Origin of the sequence: Citrobacter sp. Cpo142 (assembly GCF_030332425.1) — a bacterium.
Taxonomy (GTDB): domain Bacteria; phylum Pseudomonadota; class Gammaproteobacteria; order Enterobacterales; family Enterobacteriaceae; genus Citrobacter; species Citrobacter portucalensis.
Genome location: NZ_JAOWHW010000140.1, coordinates 31,173 through 54,678, shown reverse-complemented (window position 1 = coordinate 54,678; position 23,506 = coordinate 31,173). Strand labels below are relative to the sequence as shown.

Genomic DNA, 23,506 nt, shown 5'->3' with positions numbered 1-23,506 from the left:
GGATCCGCTTGAGTCTTATGGAACTGAAAGCAACTTCTCTTGGAAAACGTCTGGCACAACACCCTTACGATCGGGCCGTTATTCTCAATGCCGGGATTAAAGTTTCCGGCGATCGTCACGAGTATCTTATTCCCTTCAATCAGTTACTGGCTATTCATTGCAAACGCGGCCTGGTATGGGGCGAGCTGGAGTTTGTACTCCCGGATGAGAAGGTGGTTCGTCTTCACGGTACAGAGTGGGCGGAAACCCAGCGCTTCCATCATCATTTGAATGCGCTCTGGCAACAGTGGAGCCAGGAAATGAGTGACGTTGCTGCGGGGGTTTTACAGCAGCAGTTGGATGCGATAGCGGCGCGTACTAGTGAAAGTAAGTGGCTGACGCGCGAACAAACATCAGGGCTGCAGCAGCAGATTCGCCGTGCCTTTGCCGCGTTACCGCTCCCGGTTAATCGGCTGGAGGAATTTGAAAATTGCCGGGAGGCGTTACGTCAATGCCAGGCATGGCTGAAAGACATTGAAGCCTGCCGCTTACAGCACAATCAGGCGTACACCGATGCAATGCTGGAAGAGTATGACGAGTTTTTCCAGCATGTTGAATCTTCGCCGTTGAACCCTGCTCAGGCGCGCGCGGTGGTGAACGGTGAGCAATCATTGTTGGTACTTGCAGGTGCTGGAAGCGGTAAAACATCTGTGTTGGTTGCCCGGGCGGGTTGGTTGCTTGCACGAGGAGAAGCCGCACCAGAACAGATCCTGTTGCTGGCGTTTGGACGCAAAGCAGCCCAGGAGATGGATGACCGCATTCGTGAGCGTCTGCATACGGATGAGGTCACCGCGCGGACGTTCCATGCACTGGCGTTGCACATTATTTCGCAAGGTAGCAAAAAAGTTCCAACGGTGAGCAGACTGGAAAATGATGCTATCGCGCGCAACAAACTCTTTATAACAACCTGGCGTCAGCAGTGCAGTGAGAAAAAGGCTCAGGCTAAAGGCTGGCGACAATGGTTAGAAGAAGAAATGCAGTGGTCTGTACCCGAGGGTAACTTCTGGGATGACGAAAAATTACAGCGCCGTCTGGCCTCGCGGTTGGATCGCTGGGTTAGTTTGATGCGTATGCATGGCGGAGCACAGGCGGAGATGATTGCTAATGCTCCGGAGGAGATCCGTGATCTGTTCAGTAAACGCATAAAGCTAATGGCGCCGCTGCTCAAGGCCTGGAAGAGTGCCCTGAAGGATGAGAATGCCGTCGATTTCTCCGGGTTGATCCATCAGGCTATTGTCATTCTGGAGAAGGGGCGGTTTATCAGTCCGTGGAAACATATTCTGGTCGATGAATTTCAGGATATTTCCCCTCAGCGCGCCGCCCTGTTAGCCGCCTTGCGTAAGCAAAACTCGCAGACTACGCTGTTTGCCGTGGGAGATGACTGGCAGGCCATTTACCGGTTCAGCGGAGCACAGCTTTCTCTGACAACCGCATTTCAGCAAAATTTTGGTGAGGGCGATAGCTGTAATCTGGATACGACTTACCGTTTTAATAGCCGTATTGGCGAAGTCGCAAACCAGTTTATCCAGCAAAACCCACACCAGCTCAAAAAACCGCTGAACAGTCTGGCGACCGGTGATAAAAAAGCCGTCACGTTGCTCGACGAAAGCCAGTTAGATCTGTTGCTGGATAAGCTGTCGGGTTTTGTGAAAGCCGAAGAGAGAATTCTGGTGCTGGCGCGATACCATCATCTCAAACCTGCCAGCCTGGACAAAGCGGCCACCCGCTGGCCCAAGCTGCAGCTGGATTTTATGACTATTCATGCCAGCAAAGGGCAGCAGGCGGATTACGTCATTGTTATGGGGCTTCATGAAGGGAATGACGGTTTCCCGGCTCCGGCTCGTGAGTCGATTATGGAAGAGGCGTTACTCCCGGCTGTTGAAGATTTTCCTGATGCAGAAGAGAGACGGTTGCTGTATGTGGCGCTAACGCGTGCGCGGCATCGGGTATGGCTACTGTTTAGCAAAGACGCGCCATCATGCTTTGTTGATGAGCTTAAGCAATTAGACGTTCCGGTGACCCGGAAACCCTGAAAAGCAGGCGGTAATTACCGCCTGCTTAGCGCTTATTTGAGACGTTCTGCCAGATAACGGGCGTAATCCGGGATCAAGATATCCGTTGCGTCGTTGAAGTTTGGCGACTGGATAATAAAATCAGCGGTTGACACGTTAGTGGCGACTGGAATGTTCCAGACCGTGGCCAGGCGTAGCAGGGCTTTGACATCAGGATCGTGGGGAACGGCGTTGAGCGGATCCCAGAAGAAAATCAGCACATCAATTTTCCCTTCTGAAATCAGCGCACCTACCTGCTGGTCACCCCCCATTGGGCCGCTCAGCATGGCGTTGACGTCCATTCCTGTCGCGCGTTGAATTAAGTTTCCTGTTGTTCCTGTAGCATACAGAACGTGTTTTTCCAGTAATGGCTGGTGGCGTTCAACCCAGCTCATCAACATCTTTTTGCAGTGATCGTGTGCGACCAACGCAATATGTTTCTGCGCTGGCAATGTGCGAGTCGTTAATTCCATAGTACAGCTCCCAAGTTAACCTTGTTACAGAGTACTGGAAGCACTTGACGCTGCAAGAGAAAGACAAAAAAAATGCGTATACGAACATAAATGTCACGATGGGGGTTGTTTCTCCGCCCATTGTAAGAAGTTACTTCGCGTTTGCGCGTCAGCCTGTTGAAACCAATATTTTAAGCGCTGCTCGGTCAGTGTTTGCGACTGAGGCGGCACGCGATCCAGTTCAGACACCCCGGAAAGCAGCGAACTGTCATCGGCCATCATTGTGGCAAATTGCGGTAAAGATGCATGCTTAGCCGCTTTGTTATAGCGCTCTGTTTCCATTTCATAATCTACGATTTTTGCGGTGGACGTGATTGACAGAATATCCAGCTTAACCGGTATAGGCATGGAATCCCCATCCAGCAGTTCTACGCGCGGGGCATCATCAAAATGCGTTGCATCCCGCTCGTTGCTCAGACGTGGGAGGTGGAAATTAACCTGACTGACGAGTTGGGTATCAAAGCTGATGACCAACGGAGGCGAAATATACAGACGTTCTTCGTGGCTGGACAGGCGAATGGTTTTTTCTACGCGAAACACGAGCTGGTGCCGACCATTTTCCAGCTCAATACTGTCGGCACCACGCAGTAATGAGCTGGAGACTTTTTTTCCGTCCAGTACCAGAAGGTCAATATCATTGGACAGACGTAAAGAGGTAGCAAAAACGGTTGCCGGCAAACATAGGGCAATCAAGGCTGTCACAATGCCGGCTTTCATAGGTTTCTCCTGTCCAGAAAATATCTGTATAAGATGTATCTAAATTTTTCGATAATCATGTTTACTAACATATAGACATATTTTTGAGTTTAGCTCTCATGCGCCAGTATGGGATGAATGGTTGCAAAGTCAGGTTTGTCGTACACTTTGCTAAACAGCCTGGAGGAAAACGATGAAAGAGACCGATATTGCTGGCATTTTGACAACAACCCGCACGATTGCACTGGTGGGGGCAAGCGATAAACCCGATCGTCCAAGCTATCGGGTGATGAAATATTTACTCGATCAGGGCTATCACGTTATTCCTGTTTCACCGAAGGTTGCTGGAAAAACGCTGCTGGGGCAGCAGGGCTATGCGACGCTGGCAGATGTACCAGAGAAAGTGGATATGGTAGATGTCTTCCGTAATTCTGAAGCGGCGTGGGGTGTTGCTCAGGAGGCAATTGCCATCGGCGCGAAGACCCTATGGATGCAGCTCGGCGTGATTAACGAGCAGGCAGCCGTGCTGGCTCGCGATGCAGGGATGACGGTGGTGATGGATCGCTGCCCGGCGATTGAGATCCCGCGGTTGGGACTGGCGAAGTAAGACTGATCTGTAGCCGAACAAAACGCACAGGCCCGATTAGCGAATCGCCATCGGGTCTGTTTTAGCATCAATTGCGCAGGCGCGGGGCCTGGAGCTGTTTTCGAATTGTTCGCGCCAGTTCATCCATCGACGGTTGCTCCGGATGTTCTTCCTGTAGCTCACTACTCAGTTGTGCTTCGGCCAGATATGTATGCACTGGCAGACCATTATCGTCTTCCATCACCACGTGATACCAGGGAGCGGCGCGAAGTTCGTCGTTAACCGCCAACTCATCGGCTGACGGTTGATCAAGCGAATATTCCGGGTCGATATCCACGACCACTCCGAGGTAACCTAACAGGGAATGGCGGACCTGCTGGCCGATACCGAATTTGCTGGCAATCATAGTCACCTCCCGGGAAATAGATACCCTCTATGTAAGGGTAATATTCCACTTTTCAAGTTACATGATGCGACAGGCAAACCCTTTCAGATACAGCCCTTCCGGGTAGGTAGCGATCACCGGGTGATCGGCGGCCTGACGGAACTGCTCTATAAATTGTACATCACGACCAGCATCTATTGCGGCATCAGCGATGATTTTCTGAAATAAATCGGTGGTCATAAGCCCAGAGCAGGAGAAAGTCAGCAATACGCCGCCCGGATTAAGCAACTGAATAGCCAGCATATTGATGTCCTTATAGCCGCGGCAGGCGCCCATCAACTGGCTTTTGTTTTCGACGAATTTCGGCGGATCCATCACGATGACGTCAAATTTCTCACCACGATCGCGATAAGCACGCAGAAGTTTGAACACATCATCACGCACAAACTCAGCTTTGCTCAGATCCAGCTTGTTCAGTTCCACGTTCTGGCGGGCAATATCGAGCGCTTCCTGAGAGGTGTCAACGCTGACGACCTGACGGCATCCGCCCATTAATGCTGAAACCGCAAATCCACCGGTATAAGAGAAACAGTTCAGCACACGCTGATTTTCCACATAACGGCGCGTGGCAAGGCGGCTGTCGCGTTGATCGAGGTAGTAGCCGGTTTTGTGACCATGCTGAATATCAACCAGTAGCTTCATCCCGTGCTCTTCAATTGGCAGCAGTGCTGGCGGAAGCTCGCCCGTTACTGGCCCTTGAGTCAGCTCCATACCTTCTTTTTTACGCACAGCTACGTCGCTACGGTCATAAATGGCGCAGTCCGGGAAAACAATTTGCAGAGCACTAATCAGCGCGGCGCGTTGGTATTCAGCCCCCGCACTGAGTAACTGCAACACCAGGAAGTTGCCGAAGCGGTCAATGGTGATGCCCGGCAGGCCATCGGATTCTCCGGCGATCAGACGGTAACTGTCCAGGCCGTCTTTTTTCGCCAGCCAGTCACGCCATGTCTGCGCCTGCTGCAGACGACGGGTGAAGAAATCAATATCGATGGACTCAGACTTGTCGAATGTCCAGACGCGTGCACGGATCTGCGACGCGGGTGAGTACGCGCCGCGTGCTAACCATTTACCCTGATGGTCAACAATATCGATGGTTTCACCGAGGTTGGCTTTACCTTCCATACGGGCGACAGCACCGGAAAATACCCACGGATGGCGGCGAAGTAATGATTTTTCGCGCCCTTTGGCTAACACTAAACGTACACTCATAATTTACTATTCTGTCAATTCAAAGAAATGGGCGCCATTGTCCTGAGTTTTTCGCATATTTGCAACGCACGCTGTGATGATAAGGAGAACCGCAATGTCGAAAGTCTGCATAATCGCCTGGGTCTATGGCCGGGTTCAGGGGGTAGGATTTCGCTATACCACCCAGCATGAAGCACAACGACTGGGGTTGACCGGCTACGCGAAGAATATGGATGACGGCAGCGTAGAGGTTGTCGCCTGCGGTGAAAGCAACCGGGTAGAACAACTGATGAAGTGGTTGAAAGCCGGGGGGCCGAGCAGCGCCAGGGTTGATCGGGTTCTCAGTGAACCACATCGTCCTGGCGACGAGCTAAAAGGATTTAGTATCCGCTATTAAATACATTTCACCGGTTTCGGCAGGCCGGCAATTTTAGTCGCCTGCTTGGCCGGACCTTTCGGGAACAGGCGGTAGAGATAACGGCTGTTGCCTTTCTCTTCGCCAAACTTGTTGGCCATCGCTTTTACCAGCATGCGGATAGCGGGGGAGGTATTAAACTCGAGATAAAACTCGCGTACGAAACGCACCACTTCCCAGTGTTCCGCGGAGAGCGTAATGCCTTCGTTTTCGGCGATTCTCTCCGCCAGCGCCTCGCTCCACAGCGTGGTATCTTTCAGATAGCCTTCGCTATCGGTACTGATTTCTTTACCTTCAAAGATCAACATAATTCGTCACTTCGTTAGTCAAACTGGCGGCAGTTTACCAAAAAAGAAAGCCCCGCATAAGCGGGGCTGGATAATGCGTGTGGACATCTTAATCGCGGCTGGCGAAGCCCAGAATACTCAGCAGGCTGACGAAGATGTTGTACAGCGAAACATACAGGCTAACGGTGGCACGAATATAGTTGGTTTCACCGCCGCGGATGATATTGCTGGTTTCAAACAGGATTGCGCCTGAAGAAATCAGAATGAACACCGCGCTGATTGCCAGATGTAATGCTGGCAGTTGCAGGAAGATATTTGCAACCATACCAATCAACACCACGACCACACCCGCCATCAGCATACCGCCGAGGAAGGACATATCTTTACGCGTGGTCAGCACATAGGCCGAGCAGCTGAAGAAGACCAGCGCCGTACCGCCCAGCGCCATGGCGATAACATCACCCATGCCTGCAGACAGGTATGTATTCAGCATTGGTCCCAGGATGTAGCCCAGGAAGCCAGTGAAAGCGAACGCTGACAAAATACCAACCGGCTTATCTGCCGTTTTGTAGGTCAGGAACATCAGACCATACATACCCACCAGCGTCAGGATAAGTCCCGGAGAAGGTAACATCAGTACGGTACTGGCGGTCGCAGTGATCGCTGAAAACGCCAGCGTCAGGCTGAGCAGGAAATAGGTATTGCGCAGCACCTTATGCGTGCTGAGTAGCGATGTACGCTCGCGCGAAGAACTAATAATACGATCCATGAGTCACTCTCTTATGACAGATGTAATTAATGATGGAGGATAATGAAATCAAGGGGAATGACACAGCGGTTTTACCCATCTTTACGCATTTTAACCCGCCAGACTTAAGCATATTATTTCAACAAAAGTTCCCGAATTAGATGTTAGCACTGTATGTGCAAAAATGTCAGATCACTATCTACCAGGTAACTGAAAAATATTGCGTTATTCCTGAATCTCTCTGACAGTGACAGCGGTGTCTACATAAAACAGAGCAATAAGGTAAAGGGAATGATTCAACATAAATCGAAGATATTGACGTTTACGCTGTTGGCTGTCTGTTTGATGTCTATAAACGGCGCGGTGAGGGCGGCAAATGTTCCAGCAGGAACATTACTTGCAGAAAAGCAGGAACTGGTCAGAAACAACGGTAGTGAGCCGGCATCGCTGGATCCGCATAAAGTCGAAAGCAACGTTGAGTTTAATTTAATCAGCGATATGTTCGACGGTCTGGTGGCTGTTAAGCAGGATGGGTCTATCGAACCCCGTCTAGCCGCATCCTGGGAGAATAAAGGCAACACTGTCTGGACCTTCCATTTACGCTCGGGCATAACCTGGTCAGATGGATCTGCTATTACCGCACAGGATGTCGTCTGGAGCTGGCAGCGTCTGGTTTCGCCGCAAACGGCTTCACCTTATGCTTCGTATCTGGGCAACATGCACGTTGCGAACGCGGTTGATATTGCCCAAGGGAATAAAGATCCCACTACACTAGGGGTCAAAGCCCTGGATGATACCACGCTGGAAATTACCCTGACGCAACCGACGGCGGCGTTTCTGGCGATGCTGGCGCATCCATCTCTGGTCCCGCTGGATAAAGTGTTGATAGGTCGTTTTGGCGATAAGTGGACCCGGCCAGAGCATTTTGTCAGCAGCGGGGCGTACAAACTATCGCAATGGGTGGTCAATGAGCGCATCGTTGCCGAGCGTAATCCACATTACTGGGACGATCGGCATACGGTTATTAATAAAGTTACTTATTTGCCTATCAGCTCAGAGTCGGCTGACGTAAATCGCTATAAGGCCGGTGAAATCGACATTGTGTATAGCGTACCGGTCAATCAGTTCGCGCAACTGAAAAAAACGATGGGGGATGAACTGCATGTCTCGCCCCAGCTTTCAACGTATTACTATCAGTTCAATACAACCCGCGCACCGTTTAATGATCCGCGCGTGCGGCGGGCGCTGAATATGGCGTTGGATAAAGACATCATTGCGCAAAAGGTGATGGGACAGGGGCAGCGAGCAGCGTGGGTTATCAGCCAGCCGGAAATAGGTGGGGTGAAACTGCATGCGCCGGAGTATGCGTCATGGCCGCTCGAAAAGCGTATTGCTGAAGCCAAAAAACTGCTGGCTGAAGCCGGTTTTGGCCCTGAGCATCCGCTTAGCTTGAATCTGCTCTACAACACCTTCGAAACGCACCAGCGTATTGCAATTGCCGCATCGTCGATGTGGAAGAAAAACCTTGGCGTCGAGGCGAAGCTGCAAAACCAGGAATGGAAAACCATGCTGGACACTATGCACACCGGTAATTTTGACGTCGTGCGTTATGCGTGGATAGCCGATTATGATGATGCCTCAAGTTTCCTCAATATCTTCCGGACCGGTGATAGCGAGAATACCACCAAGTACAGTAACCCCGCCTTTGATGAAGCGATGCGTAATGCGGCGAAAGCAAGTTCACTGGAAGAACGCGGCAAATACTATCAGCAGGCTGAAGACCTTTTAGGTGAGGATGTGCCCGCGATTCCGGTTTACCACTATGTCCGCACGCATCTCGTGAAGCCATGGGTGGGGGGATTTGCGCCGGATAACCGGGGAAATTACTACACCAAAGATATGTACATCAAAAAACATTAAGCACTATAGCCGGTATTCGTGCTGAATAAATGGTCAATTTGTTGTTATTTCAGTCGATTAACAACTTTTTGGCTGTTTTTCAGGCAAACGAACACATTGGTGCTTTACAGGTCCGTTCGGGATGTTTATAGTGCGCCTCATTGGAAGCGTGGCCGAGCGGTTGAAGGCACCGGTCTTGAAAACCGGCGACCCGAAAGGGTTCTAGAGTTCGAATCTCTACGCTTCCGCCAAACATAAACCCCAAGCTATAAAATAGCTTGGGGTTTTTTCATTTTGCTCGGTTTATATTTTGCCTTCCTTTACTCGTCTTACTCGCGCAAGGGCAACTGCGCACCTGACCGGTTGAATGCTGGTGAACTGAGTAATCCCCGGCCTCGCAAGACCTACATGAGCGAACGTCTCTTCATTCGTCGTGCTATCCATAGCAAGCCCAGCATAATAGCCAGATAGCCCATAACGTAATTTCCCTGTTGCTTTCGTTCAGAGAGCGCCGGGTCGGCAGCCCATGCCAGAAAGGCGGTAACATCCCTGGCGTATTGCTCCTCAGTTTCAGCTTTTTTCGACGCCGGGCTCCATTGGATCTCCCCACTCGTCAGCGGTTTTGGCATGTTAATCACACCGCCAGGAAAATAGCGATTAGCCTTCAGTTCAGGATCGGCAGGCAGATAGCCGGTTAGCAGCGCGTAAACGTAATCTGCCCCCTGGTCCGTGTAGGGCAAAAAAGCATCTAACAAAAATTGTGGGAATCCGCGATCGTATGAACGGGCACGGACGATATAGCTCAGGTCAACGGGTTCAGCGCCATTGTTAAGGTAGCGTGCTTCCTGCTCGTTTAGATATGGTGATATAAAGCTGTCATTTAGCGTACCGTCGCGCTCACTTATCTGGCCGTCATCCTGAATCGCAGGAAACTGATAGCCGCTGGCGATACTTCTCGCTTCTTCAACCGTGAGTTCCGGACCACCGGGCCTGGTCAACGTCCGAAAGGTAAGATGTTTCATGCCGTGACAAGCGCGACACTTCTCTTCATAAACCTGCAGACCACGTCTAAGCTGCTCCTTATCATATTGACCGGTAATACCACTGAAGCTCCATTCCTGGCGTTCAGGCGTGGCTTCCTGCGCATATGAGGAACCCAGCCCCAACAGAGAAAAGAACAGGACGCTGAATTTCAATAGTTGTTTCATCCTCAATCCTGTTTTTCCAAAAAACGACGGCAAGGTAAGACGATTAAAAACCAGGCAAACCAAATCAGTGTCGAAAGCTGGGATGCGGCACGGATCCAGCCCTCTTCATTACGAAAGCCATCAAAAAGGTCCGGGCCTACCAGCGCTTTCGACCCTAACCAGCCTAAAAAGCAGGCATTAATAACCCATAGCCAGAATCCGCACTTAACCAGTTTGCTGTAATGGCGAAAACGAGCCCGGGAAGTATCAAGCCAGGGTAGAAAATAGAAAATCAGTATTGAGCCGCACATCGCGACTAGCCCCACGAATTCATTCGGGAAGCAGCGCAAGATAGAGAAGAAGGGAAGGAAATACCATTCTGGCGCAACAATCGCGGGTGTAATCGTTGGGTCCGCAGTAATAAAGTTGTCGGCGCTGCTCAGATAGTGCGGCGCGAAGAATAAAAACCAGGCGAAAACCATTAAAAAAAGGGTGATTTTGATAGCATCGAGATCGGTAATTTTGTAATCGAACAACAGGCTCCTGGACTCTTTCTCGCTAAACTTCTTTTTCATCGCCTGGGCAAACGCCGACTGTACGGTACGTATATGAATAACCGTGGCGACGACAATCACAAAGGGAAGAATAAAGTGGATAACAAAAAAGCGGCCAAGCATCGGCGTACCCGGCGTATGGCTGCCGACTAAATATGCGTAAAGCGTATCCCCTACCCACGGAATAGCCTGGGCAAAGCGGGTAATGACCGTTGCCGCCCAGTAGCTTTTTTGCCCCCAGATAAGGCTATAACCAAGAAACGCGGTCATCATCAGCAGGATATACAGCGTGACGCTAACCATCCACATTGTCGTCCAGGGCTTGCGGTAAACGTTGTAGTACATACCACGAAAAATATGCAGATAGCAGGCAAAGAAAAAGAGCGACGCGCCAATAGCATGCATGTTGCGTAACAGCTCTCCATGGCGAACCGCGCGCATAATATGAATAATGGAGTCAAATGCCAGCTCAGCTGTCGGCACGTAAAACATCGCCAGCACGATACCCGTAAAGATCTGCACCCCGAGCATAATTAGCAGGATAGCGCCGATTGCAAATACCCAGAGTCCAGCAACAGAGCGAGGGAAGGGGATACGCCCGCGAAGCGAATAGACAAGTTCATTCCTCATTTCAGGCTTCCTTCGTGCCGATACGCACGACCTGCCCATCGGAATGAATAACGTAGTCTGGGATTGCCAGGTTGGCAGTTGCGGGCCCGCGTGTCACGCGCCCGGAGGTATCAAACTCAGAACCGTGGCACGGACAGATCCAACCCATCCCCCCCGGTCGGGCGTTGGGTACACACCCGGCATGTGGGCAATAACCTTGAACCACCAGCCATTGAGGATGGGCTGCAGAGACCCTGGCGCTGTCTGGCTGTGGGTCGATAAGCGTATCCAGGTCGGCACTTCTGGCAGTAATAATTTCATCCGGGGTGCGATGGTGTATAAGAATCAACCTTCCTTGCCATACACGTCTGACTGTTTGTCCAGCAGCAACACCTGCAAGAGAGACATCAATCGGTTCATTTTCCCCAAGCGTTTTTTCATCCGGGCCCAAGGCCGAAACCAGCGGCCAGACGGCAGCCGCGACGCCTGCGGCACCGACAAATTTAGTCAGTTTACACAGGCATTCCCTACGCTGTTCCTGGATTTCGCCATCTGGAAGTTTATTATCTGCCACCTCGTATACCTCCCTGAGTATCGCGGATTAACGTTTATCGATACGCGCGTAAATTTCCTGAAAGCGCTTGTCAGCAATACCCGGCGCTTTGAACGCGCGGTAGCTTTCTGGTAACGAGGCATCTCCAACCTTAATCAGCATCACCATGCCCTGAGCGTAATGCGGTGTACATTTGATGCCGTAAAACCCGGTATTGTCATAAGTAACTTCGATCTCTTCATCTATTTTTCCCATAAATCCAGGATAGCCAGCCGGTGACAATTCAGCGATTGAAGCCGCGTTGTGGCTCTTATGTTTACGGATAAACTTCACCGTATCCCCTGGCTGGATCTCCAGATAATCTGGCTCATAGACCATTGGTCCCCCAGTCCCACGATTTTTCATCAACACTTCATGAGTTTGTGCGAAGGCAGAAGAGGCGAAGGCGAGTAAACACAAAATTTGCAGACTCTGTTTGAGGTATTTCATTGATTCTTCCTTAAAATTCATCAGGCCGTTGATAACGAATAAAACAATTTTCACCACCCGCATCCTTTTCAATGATGGCGTCGATTCCAAACCAGGAGTGGAGGTTTTCGCGGGTAAAAACGGCGCAAGGTTTCCCCTGCATCGCCATATGTCCGGACGTCATGACGATGACGCGATCGCAGAACATCGCGGCATGATTAAGATCGTGCAGAGCGGCAATCACCGTGAGCTTTTCACGTTTAACCAGACTCAACAGGCCAATCTGATATTGAATGTCGAGGTGGTTGGTGGGTTCATCCATCAGCAACAACTGTGGTTGTTGCGCCAGCGCCCGTGCGATATGCAGGCGCTGTTTTTCTCCCCCTGAAAAGGTATGCCAGCAGCGATGCTGTAATTCACTGAGATCGACCTTTTCCAGCATAGTTTGCACAATATCGTCATCTTTGGCGGACCAGGGGGAGAGCATGCTAAGCCAAGGGGTTCGCCCCAGAGAAACGGCTTGTAAAGCAGTAAGACGCTCGCTGGTTTCAGCCTGTTGTTCGACCAGCGCCACCTGTTGCGCAAGATGACGCCGCGAATAATGCTGGAGCGCCTTTTGCTGCAGAGTGATATGCCCGGAAGTCGGCTTCAATAAACCGGCCAGCAGTGAAATCAGTGACGTTTTGCCCGAGCCGTTGGGACCTATGATGCCGACAAACTCACCAGGCGTTACGCTGAGTGAAATATCATCAACAATCGTCTTGCCTTTTACCTTCCATCGCAGATTACAGGCTTCAATAACGGCTTGTGCAGAGTTCACAAGGGGGGATACGAGATTCACCGTCATTTGTTCTGGTTTCCTCTAATCAGAATGATTGAAAACGCAGGGGCGCCAACCAGAGCGGTGATCACGCCTATTGGTAGAACCTGACCGGGGAGTAACGTGCGGGAAATAACATCTGCGATAATGAGGAAAATCGCGCCGGTAAGCGCACTGACTGGCAGCAGTCGATGATGCTGGTTGCCGACCAGCAGACGAGCGGCATGCGGGATAACCAGACCGACAAAGCCGATCGCACCAACGATGGAGACCATAATTGCCGTCATGCCGGTGACGGCGGCAATCAGTACTGCACGGGTACGTTTTACTGGAATGCCCAACGATGCTGCAGACTCAGCGCCAAAGGAGAAGGCGTCGAGATGGCGGGCATAACAAAAGCACAGCGCAATACCGACCAGAGCGGTAGGAATGGCTAAGACAACATCGGGCCAGCGTACACCGCTCAAATTACCTAACAACCAGAACATAATTCCGCGCGCTTGCTCGGCATTTGCTGAGCGGGTGATGATTAGCGACGTAATTGCATTGAAAAGCTGCGAGCTGGCGATGCCGGCAAGAATGATTTGGGTTGTCACACCGCCGCCTTGTCTACCGCCAGCAGCCATTGCCAATAGTGCAACGAACATAAATGCCGTTAGCGCGCCAATGAAAGCCCCCAATGACATGCTGATAATGCCGGCCCCAAGCCCGGTGAGAGCAATCAGCACCGCTCCGGTGGATGCTCCGGCAGAAATCCCCAGTAGATAAGGTTCGGCGAGTGCATTGCGTAGCAACGACTGTAACACTACGCCGGAAACAGCCAGGCAGGCACCGCAACTGGCAGAGACCAGCGCTCGGGTCAGGCGATAGTTCCAGACGATCCCAGCATCCAGCGCATCGACAGGATAGTGGGTATCAAAAAGATGATTTGCCAGCGTACTGAGCACATGCCGCCAGGGGATCAGCGTTTCGCCGATGGAAATCCCCGCCAGCAGCACGCAGCACATCAGCGCACTGACCCAGACGGCATGCCCACCGACTCTCACCGCAAGCAGACCAACGGCACGACGCATCCTGCGTGGATCACTCATGATTATCTGCGTTCCTGAGTAACAGAGATGCGCTATACCGTGCGAGGATATAGCGCAAAACGTAGATTAATGAGCAGCCTGCGGATGCGCTAAGCCATATTCAACAAGGGCATCAGCCAGTTTTTCCAGCCCATCAATAGTTCTGATCCCAGCATTCATTGTCTGTACGTCAATGATCGGCAGATGGTTTTCCTTAACGGCAGGAACCAGCCTGGTGACAGGATCGGACTTGAGGTATTCCATCTTGACCTTCCAGTCATCTGCCGGGAAGCGGCGACGGCTCATCTCGCCGAGCACAATGACAGAAGGATTAGCTTTAGCGATAGTTTCCCAGCCCACTGTTGGCCATTCTTCGGCAGAATCAATCACATTCTTCACACCCAGTGTTTGGGCTATCCATGCTGCTGGGCCAAACTTCCCGGCAACGTAAGGATCGAGCTGTAAATCGGCGCTTGAAAACCAGAACACGGCAGAAACATTCTTATCAATACCGGTAATTTTATTTTTCGCTGCGGCTTCACGTGCTTTAAGGCTGGCAATCAGCGCTTCGCCTTTATCCTGAACATCGAAGATTTTTGCCAGATCGGCGACTTCCTGATACACCATGGTGATATCAAACATCCCTTTACGGACACCATCACCACCATCTTCGTTATCTTTCGCACAGTCAGCTGGCGCGGTGTAAACAGGAACTTTCAGTTCACTAAACTGTTCATAAGAGGCAACTGTGCCAGCTGGGCCGATTTGCCACTCAAACTGGCTGGCGATCAGATCTGGTTTTTTAGCCAAAATCCCTTCAAAGCTCGGAATATTTTGCGCAATAACGGCAACTTTTTCATTTTCTGTTTTATAGGCGTCCAGTACCGGGCCAAACCACAATGAGGTACCGACGACGCGATCGGCAAGGCCTAATGAATAGAGGATCTCGGTACTGTTCTGACCCACCGTTGCCACGCGCGTTGGTGCCTGATTAAATGTAATATCGCGGCCACAGTTTTTAATCGTCAGAGGATATTCAGTTTTTGCCGCGTCAGAAAAACCGGAAGCGAGCAGCAGAGCAGTGGTACCAAAAATTGCCAGAAGCGTTTTTTTAGAGGAGTAAAAGGTAGAATTAGCGTGCATTGTCATCGTCCCGTTGATGCCAGAATCTTAATGTCTGGTCATGGCTCATTTCATTCCATATATCGGGAGGAGACATGAAGATAGATGACATTGAATCGTGAAATTTAAGAATAAAGATATGCGAAAAATGCAAGTAATACTGACTTAGCCAAAATCTTATTCATAAATACACTACTGCTGGTGTCAAATAATTCATCCCATGGACCATCCCGTCCACTCAATGGTATACATCATTGACAGCAGGTCTCCTGACTCACGGTAATCAGAATATCAGCCTTCCCATAAAGATAAACTTTACAGTGACCTGTGGCTTATTAGCCACACAAGGATATTCTGCATCCGCCTACAGTTGCGGGGGCAGTTATGGAATTGAATTAAATAATTCTCACCATATTCCTATTCATACACAAAATGTAATGAAATGCTGTCGAAAGTGACTCTAACGGCAATTGTTAACAAGGTCAACCACGGAATGTAAGAGGTATAAAGATAATGTCGCTCAGAAAATAACCAGTAAAAACAATAGGATATAGATGCATTGCTCTGTGTGTTGCTATAAATGAAAATAACAACAGAAAGCTAAATGAGAATTGATTGATGTTGATCAAATTAAAAGCATGATTCAATCTCTGCGCATAAAACATATTGATTACCATCAAAAATGCTGCGGATTAGCGTTTGAGTCCTTTTTTGGCGAACTCTCCATATGTACCAATTGCCATTCATCCTGCATATCCATAATCACCTTAAAATTTTTACGCAACCAGAAGTGATAACCTCCTGGTAAAAAATGATGGGTATGAAGATACAAAATTTTATATTTATGTTGCTGGCAGAATACATCTGCTAAAGCAAACAATTGGCTGCCAATCCCCTGTCTACGATAGCGCTCATCCACGTAGCAACGACAAATTTCTGCCGTTTCACGCAAGTTATAGCGCCCACGCAGTTCAGTAATACGATCATTATATTGACATACCGCCAGTGTGGCGATTAATTCTTGTTTTTCACTCCATGCGCAAAGCAATAAATTTCTTTCCTGTAACAGATACTGTTGTTCGAGATCAAAGAGATCTTCTTCGGCAGAAGGCATGGATCTGCCGGCATTGAAGAATAAATTAAGATGCTCAATAAGGAACGACTGAACAGCAGGAATATCGGCGTGAGTCATCTCACTAAATCTAAATGGGATCATGGCATGCATAACTCAATCTTAGAATGGAAAACGATAATAACAATAAGCCTCCTTTAAAAACAATATTGAGCGGCAAGAGACAGAAATGCAATTATCTATGGTGCTATTCTGCATACGGATTATAAATGGGAATCGTAAGCCCCTGCTGCTGGCGACGGTAGTAGCCACGCCGCTGGTGAGGGGATATCTGGGGGGACCACAATCGGATGGTGAGGCGCTTTCTTGTGCCTGGTTCCCGTCGCGGTCCTCGCCTTTATCTGGCAGTGCACGTTTGCCATGAGCAACGTACTGCTTCTTTGCGCTGGGGTGCTGACGTTATTCACCGCAAGCCAGAAGACCAACACGCTGTGTTCCGTTTTACCACTTACCTGCACCACTAACTCTCAAAAATGAGAGGCCGATCCTCTGAGCAGGACTTTTGTCCTCAATCACCTCACAAACGTCTGGTTACAATCCCTGCATATCTTCAATACCCATAATTCAGGAATTGTTATGACTGCACATATTAATGCCAAGCCAGGGGATTTCGCGCCAACCGTTATTATGCCGGGCGATCCGCTCCGTGCTAAATTTATTGCCGAAAATTATTTAATGGATTACCGCGAAGTCACCAATGTACGTAATATGCTGGGTTATACCGGTTTATATTTTGGGCAACCTGTTTCGGTGATGGGACACGGAATGGGCATTCCTTCAATGACGCTTTATGCCCATGAACTGGTACATGATTTTGGTGTGCAAAGAATTATTCGCGTCGGCAGTTTAGGGGCAACACAACATCATGTCAAAATGCGCGATATTATCCTGGCCGTTGCTGCCGGAACGGATTCAGTCACAAATTTAAAACGTAGCGCGGGCTACGCGATGGCAACATCCGCCCATTTCCCATTATTGCAGCAGGCGTGGACGCTGGCACAGAAGGCGGGTATCGATATTAAAGTCGGCAATGTTTTCAGCGGCGATCTTTATTACGATCCTGACGAAAATTTAATACCGGCACTGGAAAAATTCGGTGTACTGGGTGTAGATATGGAAGTAGCAGGCTTATACGCTTTAGCGCATCAGTTTAATATTGAAGCGCTGGCTATTTTAACTGTCTCCGATCATTGCCTGACCGGAGAAGAAACAACGGCAGAAGAACGACAATTGACCTTTAACAACATGATTGAGCTGGCGCTAAATACTGCTGTTACCGCTTAGTTCCGGCTTTTAATTGAACCAATCAGAGATGGCATTATATGAAGAATAAAATAGCACTTACGCTGATTAGTTTTCTGGCAAATTTTATTATGGCAGGGTTTGCCAGTCAGTTCGGTATGCTAATCGAACCGATTGCAGTACGCTACGGTGCCGATGTGAATACCGTTGCTTCGATATTTTCGTTGCTCAATGGTGGAGCATTAGCCGGCACCATCGCCGCCTTTTTCCTGATTGAGAAAATCGGTGTGAAGCGTATGACGCTCATTATCTATTCGATAGTGTTCCTTTGCGCTCTGGTAATGCACTTAAGCCCTGGCTTATGGCCGGTGATGGTCGCCATGACCCTGGTGGGTTTTTGCGGTGGGATCGGTCTGTGCGTGGCAGGAACGATTGTGGTATCGGTCTGGCAGGATCGTATTCAAAGTACGATGCTGGTGGTGCAGGACGCCACTTTCAACGTCGCGGGTGTAGTTTTCCCGCTGATCACCACCTTCGCCCTGACGCACAATATGTCGTGGAGTTACAGCTATCTGAGCGTGGGTATGGTGGCCTTACTCACGCTGGGCGTTGTGGCGCTCACCCGCTTTACTGCCTGCGAGACGTCGCCCACGGCAGATCGGACAGACAAGGTAAAATCGGAGTGGAATCCAGGGATTATCAGCGGAGGCATTGGCCTGTTCTTAGGTATGCTGGCGCTGTACACCTTCCTGACCTGGGCACCATTATTTGTGAAGAACAAATTTGGCATTCCCTTTGAAGAAGCAGGAAATATTATTACGCAATACTGGGGCGCTGCGCTGGTCGGGGCATTAGTATCAACCGTCATTGTTTCTCGGGTGAAGATACATTATTTCCTGCTAAGTATTATTTTGCTGGCTAGCATTATTACCACAATTATCGTCACGAAGGATAATATCTCCGGGCTTGATTATCTGGCCTACAGCTACGGCTTTGTCTGTGCTGCGCTGTATAACTCATTTATTGCCTATGGTGTTTCTTTCGTGAAGCGTGCGAGCAGTCAGAACGTTTCTTATATTTTAATTAGCGGCAGTGCCGGGGCCATGTTTAGTCCGGCGATCAGCGCGCTCATGGAAAAAACAATGGGATTACAGAAAATTATGTACGCAATACCGGTGTTGTATTTAATTATCTTTGTTATGTTAATGGCGACATTAAAACTCAAACGTAATTAAAAGCACTAATAATACTTACCTCTTTAATTAAATAGCCAGTCGCCACACCATTTATATGGTGAGGCGATACTCAACCTTACTCAAAGGAATTGAAAATGCTGAAAAAGAATAAATTAATGATTAAAAAAACAATCCTGGGTGCAGTAGTGGCAATGAGCTGTATGCAAGCATTCGCGGCTGACTATACTGATGGCAACATCCGTAAAAATGATTTTAACTGGATGCAGATGAACTTAATGCAAAGTGTGGACGCGAAAGTGCCATATGGTATTCGCAATGACACCTATCTGGAATTGGAGTTTGGTGCACGCTCTGGCATTATCGATCTGTACGGTTATGTGGATTTCTTTGATATTTTGGATCGCGAGAAGGACGATCGTCACGGTGGTGATAACTTCTTTGCCAAGATATCTCCACGTTTTTCCCTGGACGCCATTTTTAATAAAGATTTATCCGTTGGGCCGTTTAACGAATTCTATATTGCAACGGTCAATAACATTGGCGACCGGGAATTATTTGAACATTACGTTGGTCTGGGTACAGATGTGAAGGTCCCGTGGTTTGGTCTGGTGGGAATGAACATCTATGCGCATTATGTTCGTGAAAACTACGGTGCGGATAACGAAGGAAAGTGGGATGGTTACATGTTCTCGACTAACTGGTCGACGCCATTCTATACCTTTGCCAACGGCAGTTATCTGAACTATCAGGGGTACTTTGACTACCAGTTCGCCGCGAATAAGATTGCTAATCAACCGTTATATAGCAATAACGCGATTGAATGGTATAACGGTATCTACTGGCATTCAGAGCATTATGCAGTCGGTTATGGCCTGAAGTATTTCCGTAACATGGCATTGATGGAAAACCACGGCGGAGCAGGGCGAACCACCGGGCTCGGTCACTATTTCAATCTCACCTATAAGTTCTGATTGCGCCGAAATGACACACCAATGCTCTGTTTACGAGAATTGGTGTGTCAGTCAATGATGTCATTGCCGAGAAATTTACGCAGCCCATCCAGATCCTTAATTTCCAGTCCTTGCTTCGTTCGCGTTACCAGCCCGGCATCCGTCAGCGCTTTAACCGCCCGCCGATAGACCCGGTCGGTTGTGCCGAATCGCTCAGCTTCCTGGTATTTTTTATGGAAACCATCCATCGGCTGCTTGTTCTGATGCTGGCGATACAGGTCATACGCCACGTTATGTACGATAGGGTAGGGCATCCGGTGCAGGAAGATTTCCAGCATATCCTGATAATCAATCGCCATTGCACTGGCAAAAAATATCGCCAGTCTGGGATGCTGATTCAGCGCTTCTTCCAGACGGTCACAGCTGCACACCGCTACGGTCAGTGGTTCTTCCGCGACGATATCAAGCTGGCAGCGATACCCGGTAAAAAACTCCATTTCACCAAACAGCTGCTCGTCGCATTCCATGGCGCCCAACTGGAATCGGCGACCATTCTCCGCGCTGTAACGCAGCGAAATTCTTCCGGATTGCACCATGATCAGTCGATCGACAACCTGTCCCTGGCGGTATAGATACTCATCTTCCTGGATAATCTGCGTTTCAGAGAGCAGTTCCTGAAATATCTTCTCAATCAAGGCATCATCCTGCTGCCAGATGTTGTGAAAACGACCTTTCGTGAGGGGTTTAAGCTGCATGACTCAACGTCTTATTGTTTAAGATAATTCTTATCTCAGACTGTATGCCATCTGCTGGGCAATGTCATTAAGAGCGCGGGGCGGATAATAAAAGGACCAGCACCATGCTGGTCCTGACACACTAAGGATGGCTGATAAAGCGAGACAGGCGCTGGCGCAGCAGGCGGTTTTCCTGGCGTAACTGAGCGTTCTCCTCCAGCAACGTCAGCGCAACGGCAATCCCTGGCCAGTCAAGTTCCAGCTCCTGACGAAGGCGCACCGCGCGACGCATTACAGTCAGCGCATGATCGTCAAACGTCTCGTCTTCATGGGGTTCTATCACCCCTAAGCCGACAATCTCATGCAGCTCTTCTTCTGACACACCGGTGTACAGACAAAATTCGGTAATGGTAAAAGTGACGGTAACGTTAGCCATTATGCTTTCCCCCACTCTTTGCGCGGATCAAAGGTCTTTTGTGCATCCGCCAGTTGTTGCCACAGGGCGGCACTGGCGTCGTCAGGTTTCGGTGGCATGACTATTTTGATCACCGCATACAAATCGCCGGTATGTTTTTTACTTACCAGACCCTTGCCTTTAATGCGTAGCCGCTGACCGGCCTGGCTGCCTGCAGGAATGGTCAGCAGGATGCTCTCTTTCAGCGTCGGAACGGTTACTTTCGCACCCAGCGCAGCTTCCCACGGCGCGAGGGGAACGACAACTTCCAGATCCTGATTAACGATATCGAACAGCGGATGCGGCGCAATATGAATCACCAGCCACAAATCACCGTTCGGCCCACCGTTTTCGCCGGGGGTGCCCTGGCCTTTCAGACGGATGCGCTGGCCGTTACCGACGCCAGCCGGAATTTTCACATTCAGCGTTTTAGGAATTTCTCGTTCTACCATGCCAAACGCATTGTAGACTGGCAGGTTGTAACTGATAGTGCGGCTATGCTCAGTAAGCGTTTCTTCGAGGAATACGGCAACTTCGATTTCGATGTCGTGCCCGCGGCTGGCAGGGCGCTGGCGCGACTGGTGCGCACGCTGACCAAAAATGGAGGAGAAGATATCGTCGAAATCTTCGGCGCTGTAGCTTTGATTCTCTCCTTGCTGGAATTGACGGCTGAACTGTGGGTCGTTGCGGTGCTGCCACAGCTGGTCATACTCGGCGCGTCGCTGCTCATCACTCAATACTTCCCAGGCTTCTGCAACCTCTTTAAACCGGGCCTCCGCGTCAGTCTCTTTGCTGACATCAGGATGATATTTACGGGCGAGTCGACGATAGGCGGTCTTGATTGTCTTGAGATCGTCTGTCGGTTTCACGCCCATAATGGCGTAATAATCCTTTAATTCCATAGCGTTCTCTCGTGTAAATCAACACTTGCAGAAGGTGAACCCTGACAACAGGTATCACCGCTAAGTTTAGGGTAATCCTGATAACGGCGAATGCCAACCGGGAAGGGAGGATATTGCGATAAACGATGGGGTTGCGCACCACCAACGGCGCATTTAACGTTATAGCGTCTGTTGTGTGGTGCGAAAAGTGAGATTAGCTAAACATCAGGATTTGCTTATCAGGAAGCGGACCGTATCAGCATAGTTTCGCACGAATGCATTAAGATCATCTGACTTCAGTCCTTTTGGATTGATCATATATTTGCCGTTGATAAAAATGGCGGGCACACCGGTTAAATCAACTGCCTTCGCCATTTCTTGCTGCTTAGCGGTCAGTGATTTCACGGCAAAGCTATTCCATGCCGCATCATAATCACTGGCGCTGACGCCCGCGCTGATAAATACGTTACGAATATCGTCCGCTGTTTTAACGGTTTGTTTTTTCTGAACGGCATCAAAAAGCAATGGCTTAACTTTATCTTGTACATTTAACAGCATGGCGACGGACCAGGCGTGCGTCATGTCTTGCCCCAGCGGACCTAAAAAGTCGACGTGGTATTCGGTGAGTTTGACATCTGCAGGCAATACTTTTTTCACGTTATCAGTGATTTCAAAAACTTCATCGTACTGATAACAGGAAGGGCAGTAGAATGAGAAAAACTTCAGCGCCGGCGGTGCGGAAGCGACAGGTTTTTCCAGGGTGATATACTCTTTGCCGTCGGTAAATGATGCTGCCTGAGCGCTAACTGTAAAAAGTAACCCAATCAGGGGTAATAAATATTTTTTCATTTCCATATACTCTAAATAACATTTAATAAACAAATCTTCTGCTAATGAATACGTTATTCATTGCGCCTGGATATAATAATGGAATCTTCTGAAAATACGCTGACCCTTACTTTCATTTACGCATCAGTACGTAGCGGGCATTATTTGTGTGCTGTCATTGAATTATCTACATGCATTCTTCGTAAATAGTGAATGATAACTTGTGTGATATTTTCAGGGGTATTTTTAGCAATGTTATAGTGTAATAAAAGAAGACGTAATATGATTAATTATCATTTCGTTTTTAAAGCGTGAATAGCAAGGTATTGCGCTAAGTTCTGCAAATACCCCCGTAGATTTTCTTTTTCTTGTCGTGCGTGAATGAATAGGGTAAGTGTCAGAGATGAGCAACCCAAATGGATATCGCTATGATTGACCACCTGGATCACCTGGTACTAACCACCAATCATGAAGAGGCTTGCGTTCGTTTCTATGTCGAGCTTTTAGGCATGAGGCTGGAAACCTTCGCGCAAGGTCGGAAAGCCTTCGTCTTTGGCAATCAGAAAATCAATCTCCACATTCGGGGAAAAGAGTTTGAACCCAAAGCCTACGCGCCAACGCCGGGGGCGCTGGATTTGTGTTTTATCACCACGCGTACGCTGGAAGAGGTGATGGAGACGTTTCAAACCCACGGAGTCGAGATTATTGAAGGGCCCGTTGCACGTACCGGTGCGACAGGACCTATTCGCTCGGTGTATGTCAGGGATCCCGATCTCAATCTGATTGAAATCGCGGTATATCCAGCAGATAGCAGGACATAACTTTACAGCGTAAAGGTTG

At 49.3% G+C, this 23,506-nt stretch carries 27 protein-coding genes, 1 tRNA gene, 1 pseudogene and 1 riboswitch; of the genes and pseudogenes, 11 read left to right on the top strand and 18 right to left on the bottom strand.

The features are described 5' to 3' along the window. The first annotated feature begins 17 nt into the window (after positions 1-17). A complete protein-coding gene (gene helD / locus OGY18_RS20910; protein ID WP_149281423.1) occupies positions 18-2,072 on the top strand; it encodes a DNA helicase IV in 2,055 nt (684 codons plus the stop codon). Positions 2,073-2,104: 32 nt separating this feature from the next. Here helD and mgsA read toward each other — a convergent pair whose 3' ends face one another. After that, a complete protein-coding gene (gene mgsA, locus OGY18_RS20905) occupies positions 2,105-2,563 on the bottom strand; it encodes a methylglyoxal synthase (protein ID WP_003035897.1) in 459 nt (152 codons plus the stop codon). A 93-nt stretch (positions 2,564-2,656) separates the two neighbouring features. Then, positions 2,657-3,319 (bottom strand): curli synthesis inhibitor, encoded by a 663-nt coding sequence (csgI, locus tag OGY18_RS20900; protein WP_008784291.1) that lies wholly within the window; start codon positions 3,317-3,319, stop codon positions 2,657-2,659. A 172-nt stretch (positions 3,320-3,491) separates the two neighbouring features. Here csgI and OGY18_RS20895 point away from each other — a divergent pair, with 172 nt between their 5' ends. Beyond that, positions 3,492-3,905: a CoA-binding protein gene (locus tag OGY18_RS20895; protein WP_032942909.1), complete on the top strand. Its 414-nt coding sequence runs from the start codon at positions 3,492-3,494 to the stop codon at positions 3,903-3,905. A 67-nt stretch (positions 3,906-3,972) separates the two neighbouring features. Here the strand turns inward: OGY18_RS20895 and hspQ are convergent, their stop codons facing one another. Further along, on the bottom strand, positions 3,973-4,290 hold the full coding sequence (gene hspQ / locus OGY18_RS20890) for a heat shock protein HspQ (RefSeq protein ID WP_003035905.1): 318 nt from the start codon (positions 4,288-4,290) through the stop codon (positions 3,973-3,975). A gap of 57 nt (positions 4,291-4,347) precedes the next feature. Next, complete coding sequence (rlmI, locus tag OGY18_RS20885; RefSeq protein WP_008784294.1) at positions 4,348-5,538, bottom strand: 23S rRNA (cytosine(1962)-C(5))-methyltransferase RlmI; 1,191 nt, start codon at positions 5,536-5,538, stop codon at positions 4,348-4,350. A gap of 94 nt (positions 5,539-5,632) precedes the next feature. On the opposite strand from rlmI, the gene yccX reads away from it, so the two are divergent. Beyond that, positions 5,633-5,914 (top strand): acylphosphatase, encoded by a 282-nt coding sequence (gene yccX / locus OGY18_RS20880; protein WP_003832008.1) that lies wholly within the window; start codon positions 5,633-5,635, stop codon positions 5,912-5,914. Here the strand turns inward: yccX and tusE are convergent. Together tusE and yccA are read right to left on the bottom strand one after the other, a co-directional pair. Then, positions 5,911-6,240, bottom strand: coding sequence for a sulfurtransferase TusE (tusE, locus tag OGY18_RS20875; protein WP_008784296.1), 330 nt, complete (start codon positions 6,238-6,240; stop codon positions 5,911-5,913). The genes yccX and tusE overlap by 4 nt on opposite strands. Before the next feature lie 88 nt (positions 6,241-6,328). Next, on the bottom strand, positions 6,329-6,988 hold the full coding sequence (gene yccA, locus OGY18_RS20870) for an FtsH protease modulator YccA (RefSeq protein WP_008784297.1): 660 nt from the start codon (positions 6,986-6,988) through the stop codon (positions 6,329-6,331). A gap of 270 nt (positions 6,989-7,258) precedes the next feature. Between yccA and OGY18_RS20865 the strand changes: the two genes are divergently transcribed. Beyond that, positions 7,259-8,887, top strand: coding sequence for an ABC transporter substrate-binding protein (locus tag OGY18_RS20865; RefSeq protein ID WP_286554236.1), 1,629 nt, complete (start codon positions 7,259-7,261; stop codon positions 8,885-8,887). 142 nt (positions 8,888-9,029) lie between these two features. Beyond that, positions 9,030-9,117: transfer RNA gene (locus tag OGY18_RS20860), tRNA-Ser, on the top strand. A 153-nt stretch (positions 9,118-9,270) separates the two neighbouring features. On the opposite strand, the gene OGY18_RS20855 is transcribed toward OGY18_RS20860, so the two are convergent. The 8 genes from OGY18_RS20855 to OGY18_RS20820 all read right to left on the bottom strand — a co-directional run bounded on the left by OGY18_RS20855 (position 9,271) and on the right by OGY18_RS20820 (position 16,465). Next, positions 9,271-10,074, bottom strand: a complete 804-nt coding sequence (locus tag OGY18_RS20855) for a cytochrome c1 (RefSeq protein ID WP_149384717.1) — start codon at positions 10,072-10,074, stop codon at positions 9,271-9,273. A 2-nt stretch (positions 10,075-10,076) separates the two neighbouring features. After that, positions 10,077-11,237 carry a cytochrome b gene (locus OGY18_RS20850; RefSeq protein WP_286554234.1) on the bottom strand — a complete coding sequence of 387 codons (1,161 nt, stop codon included), beginning with the start codon at positions 11,235-11,237 and terminating at the stop codon, positions 10,077-10,079. 1 nt (position 11,238) lies between these two features. After that, positions 11,239-11,790, bottom strand: coding sequence for a ubiquinol-cytochrome c reductase iron-sulfur subunit (gene petA / locus OGY18_RS20845; protein WP_003832018.1), 552 nt, complete (start codon positions 11,788-11,790; stop codon positions 11,239-11,241). 27 nt (positions 11,791-11,817) lie between these two features. Beyond that, on the bottom strand, positions 11,818-12,258 hold the full coding sequence (locus OGY18_RS20840; protein WP_286554233.1) for a pseudoazurin: 441 nt from the start codon (positions 12,256-12,258) through the stop codon (positions 11,818-11,820). A 10-nt stretch (positions 12,259-12,268) separates the two neighbouring features. After that, on the bottom strand, positions 12,269-13,084 hold the full coding sequence (locus tag OGY18_RS20835; RefSeq protein WP_286554232.1) for an ABC transporter ATP-binding protein: 816 nt from the start codon (positions 13,082-13,084) through the stop codon (positions 12,269-12,271). Beyond that, on the bottom strand, positions 13,081-14,148 hold the full coding sequence (locus OGY18_RS20830; RefSeq protein ID WP_003832023.1) for a FecCD family ABC transporter permease: 1,068 nt from the start codon (positions 14,146-14,148) through the stop codon (positions 13,081-13,083). The genes OGY18_RS20835 and OGY18_RS20830 overlap by 4 nt, the downstream gene beginning before the upstream one ends. Positions 14,149-14,214: 66 nt before the next feature. Beyond that, positions 14,215-15,270: an ABC transporter substrate-binding protein gene (locus OGY18_RS20825; protein ID WP_286554231.1), complete on the bottom strand. Its 1,056-nt coding sequence runs from the start codon at positions 15,268-15,270 to the stop codon at positions 14,215-14,217. A gap of 221 nt (positions 15,271-15,491) precedes the next feature. Beyond that, positions 15,492-15,714: riboswitch (cobalamin riboswitch) on the bottom strand. A 211-nt stretch (positions 15,715-15,925) separates the two neighbouring features. Further along, the gene (locus OGY18_RS20820) at positions 15,926-16,465 is read right to left on the bottom strand and encodes a GNAT family N-acetyltransferase (RefSeq protein WP_188048025.1); all 540 of its coding nucleotides are present in this window, start codon (positions 16,463-16,465) and stop codon (positions 15,926-15,928) included. A gap of 148 nt (positions 16,466-16,613) precedes the next feature. On the opposite strand from OGY18_RS20820, the pseudogene OGY18_RS20815 reads away from it, so the two are divergent. The 5 genes and pseudogenes from OGY18_RS20815 to OGY18_RS20795 all read left to right on the top strand — a co-directional run. Continuing rightward, positions 16,614-16,675, top strand: a pseudogene (locus OGY18_RS20815) (hypothetical protein); the annotation flags it as partial. A gap of 14 nt (positions 16,676-16,689) precedes the next feature. Beyond that, the gene (locus tag OGY18_RS20810; RefSeq protein WP_154816728.1) at positions 16,690-16,845 is read left to right on the top strand and encodes a hypothetical protein; all 156 of its coding nucleotides are present in this window, start codon (positions 16,690-16,692) and stop codon (positions 16,843-16,845) included. A gap of 112 nt (positions 16,846-16,957) precedes the next feature. Continuing rightward, positions 16,958-17,665 carry a purine-nucleoside phosphorylase gene (gene deoD, locus OGY18_RS20805; protein ID WP_286554230.1) on the top strand — a complete coding sequence of 236 codons (708 nt, stop codon included), beginning with the start codon at positions 16,958-16,960 and terminating at the stop codon, positions 17,663-17,665. 38 nt (positions 17,666-17,703) lie between these two features. Then, on the top strand, positions 17,704-18,858 hold the full coding sequence (gene tsgA / locus OGY18_RS20800) for an MFS transporter TsgA (RefSeq protein ID WP_063941861.1): 1,155 nt from the start codon (positions 17,704-17,706) through the stop codon (positions 18,856-18,858). A gap of 95 nt (positions 18,859-18,953) precedes the next feature. Further along, positions 18,954-19,790, top strand: a complete 837-nt coding sequence (locus OGY18_RS20795) for a nucleoside-specific channel-forming Tsx family protein (RefSeq protein ID WP_126318540.1) — start codon at positions 18,954-18,956, stop codon at positions 19,788-19,790. Positions 19,791-19,837: 47 nt separating this feature from the next. Here the strand turns inward: OGY18_RS20795 and OGY18_RS20790 are convergent, their stop codons facing one another. The 4 genes from OGY18_RS20790 to dsbA form a co-directional block, all read right to left on the bottom strand. Continuing rightward, positions 19,838-20,524, bottom strand: a complete 687-nt coding sequence (locus tag OGY18_RS20790) for a Crp/Fnr family transcriptional regulator (protein ID WP_286554229.1) — start codon at positions 20,522-20,524, stop codon at positions 19,838-19,840. A gap of 121 nt (positions 20,525-20,645) precedes the next feature. After that, complete coding sequence (gene cbpM / locus OGY18_RS20785) at positions 20,646-20,939, bottom strand: chaperone modulator CbpM (RefSeq protein WP_003832033.1); 294 nt, start codon at positions 20,937-20,939, stop codon at positions 20,646-20,648. Next, complete coding sequence (gene cbpA / locus OGY18_RS20780) at positions 20,939-21,859, bottom strand: curved DNA-binding protein (protein ID WP_003832035.1); 921 nt, start codon at positions 21,857-21,859, stop codon at positions 20,939-20,941. Before cbpA ends, cbpM begins: the two co-directional genes overlap by 1 nt. Before the next feature lie 204 nt (positions 21,860-22,063). Further along, on the bottom strand, positions 22,064-22,687 hold the full coding sequence (gene dsbA, locus OGY18_RS20775) for a thiol:disulfide interchange protein DsbA (RefSeq protein ID WP_218667509.1): 624 nt from the start codon (positions 22,685-22,687) through the stop codon (positions 22,064-22,066). 395 nt (positions 22,688-23,082) lie between these two features. On the opposite strand from dsbA, the gene OGY18_RS20770 reads away from it, so the two are divergent. Continuing rightward, positions 23,083-23,487, top strand: coding sequence for a VOC family protein (locus OGY18_RS20770; RefSeq protein ID WP_003832040.1), 405 nt, complete (start codon positions 23,083-23,085; stop codon positions 23,485-23,487). Positions 23,488-23,506 lie beyond the last annotated feature (19 nt).

Bases quoted from the DNA above. Each gene is read 5' to 3' on its own strand.
- helD (WP_149281423.1), top strand. From the start codon at position 18: ATGGAACTGAAAGCAACTTCTCTTGGAAAACGTCTGGCACAACACCCT.
- mgsA (WP_003035897.1), bottom strand. From the start codon at position 2,563: ATGGAATTAACGACTCGCACATTGCCAGCGCAGAAACATATTGCGTTG.
- csgI (WP_008784291.1), bottom strand. From the start codon at position 3,319: ATGAAAGCCGGCATTGTGACAGCCTTGATTGCCCTATGTTTGCCGGCA.
- OGY18_RS20895 (WP_032942909.1), top strand. From the start codon at position 3,492: ATGAAAGAGACCGATATTGCTGGCATTTTGACAACAACCCGCACGATT.
- hspQ (WP_003035905.1), bottom strand. From the start codon at position 4,290: ATGATTGCCAGCAAATTCGGTATCGGCCAGCAGGTCCGCCATTCCCTG.
- rlmI (WP_008784294.1), bottom strand. From the start codon at position 5,538: ATGAGTGTACGTTTAGTGTTAGCCAAAGGGCGCGAAAAATCATTACTT.
- yccX (WP_003832008.1), top strand. From the start codon at position 5,633: ATGTCGAAAGTCTGCATAATCGCCTGGGTCTATGGCCGGGTTCAGGGG.
- tusE (WP_008784296.1), bottom strand. From the start codon at position 6,240: ATGTTGATCTTTGAAGGTAAAGAAATCAGTACCGATAGCGAAGGCTAT.
- yccA (WP_008784297.1), bottom strand. From the start codon at position 6,988: ATGGATCGTATTATTAGTTCTTCGCGCGAGCGTACATCGCTACTCAGC.
- OGY18_RS20865 (WP_286554236.1), top strand. From the start codon at position 7,259: ATGATTCAACATAAATCGAAGATATTGACGTTTACGCTGTTGGCTGTC.
- OGY18_RS20855 (WP_149384717.1), bottom strand. From the start codon at position 10,074: ATGAAACAACTATTGAAATTCAGCGTCCTGTTCTTTTCTCTGTTGGGG.
- OGY18_RS20850 (WP_286554234.1), bottom strand. From the start codon at position 11,237: ATGAGGAATGAACTTGTCTATTCGCTTCGCGGGCGTATCCCCTTCCCT.
- OGY18_RS20840 (WP_286554233.1), bottom strand. From the start codon at position 12,258: ATGAAATACCTCAAACAGAGTCTGCAAATTTTGTGTTTACTCGCCTTC.
- OGY18_RS20835 (WP_286554232.1), bottom strand. From the start codon at position 13,084: ATGACGGTGAATCTCGTATCCCCCCTTGTGAACTCTGCACAAGCCGTT.
- OGY18_RS20830 (WP_003832023.1), bottom strand. From the start codon at position 14,148: ATGAGTGATCCACGCAGGATGCGTCGTGCCGTTGGTCTGCTTGCGGTG.
- OGY18_RS20825 (WP_286554231.1), bottom strand. From the start codon at position 15,270: ATGCACGCTAATTCTACCTTTTACTCCTCTAAAAAAACGCTTCTGGCA.
- OGY18_RS20820 (WP_188048025.1), bottom strand. From the start codon at position 16,465: ATGATCCCATTTAGATTTAGTGAGATGACTCACGCCGATATTCCTGCT.
- deoD (WP_286554230.1), top strand. From the start codon at position 16,958: ATGACTGCACATATTAATGCCAAGCCAGGGGATTTCGCGCCAACCGTT.
- tsgA (WP_063941861.1), top strand. From the start codon at position 17,704: ATGAAGAATAAAATAGCACTTACGCTGATTAGTTTTCTGGCAAATTTT.
- OGY18_RS20795 (WP_126318540.1), top strand. From the start codon at position 18,954: ATGCTGAAAAAGAATAAATTAATGATTAAAAAAACAATCCTGGGTGCA.
- OGY18_RS20790 (WP_286554229.1), bottom strand. From the start codon at position 20,524: ATGCAGCTTAAACCCCTCACGAAAGGTCGTTTTCACAACATCTGGCAG.
- cbpM (WP_003832033.1), bottom strand. From the start codon at position 20,939: ATGGCTAACGTTACCGTCACTTTTACCATTACCGAATTTTGTCTGTAC.
- cbpA (WP_003832035.1), bottom strand. From the start codon at position 21,859: ATGGAATTAAAGGATTATTACGCCATTATGGGCGTGAAACCGACAGAC.
- dsbA (WP_218667509.1), bottom strand. From the start codon at position 22,687: ATGAAAAAATATTTATTACCCCTGATTGGGTTACTTTTTACAGTTAGC.
- OGY18_RS20770 (WP_003832040.1), top strand. From the start codon at position 23,083: ATGGATATCGCTATGATTGACCACCTGGATCACCTGGTACTAACCACC.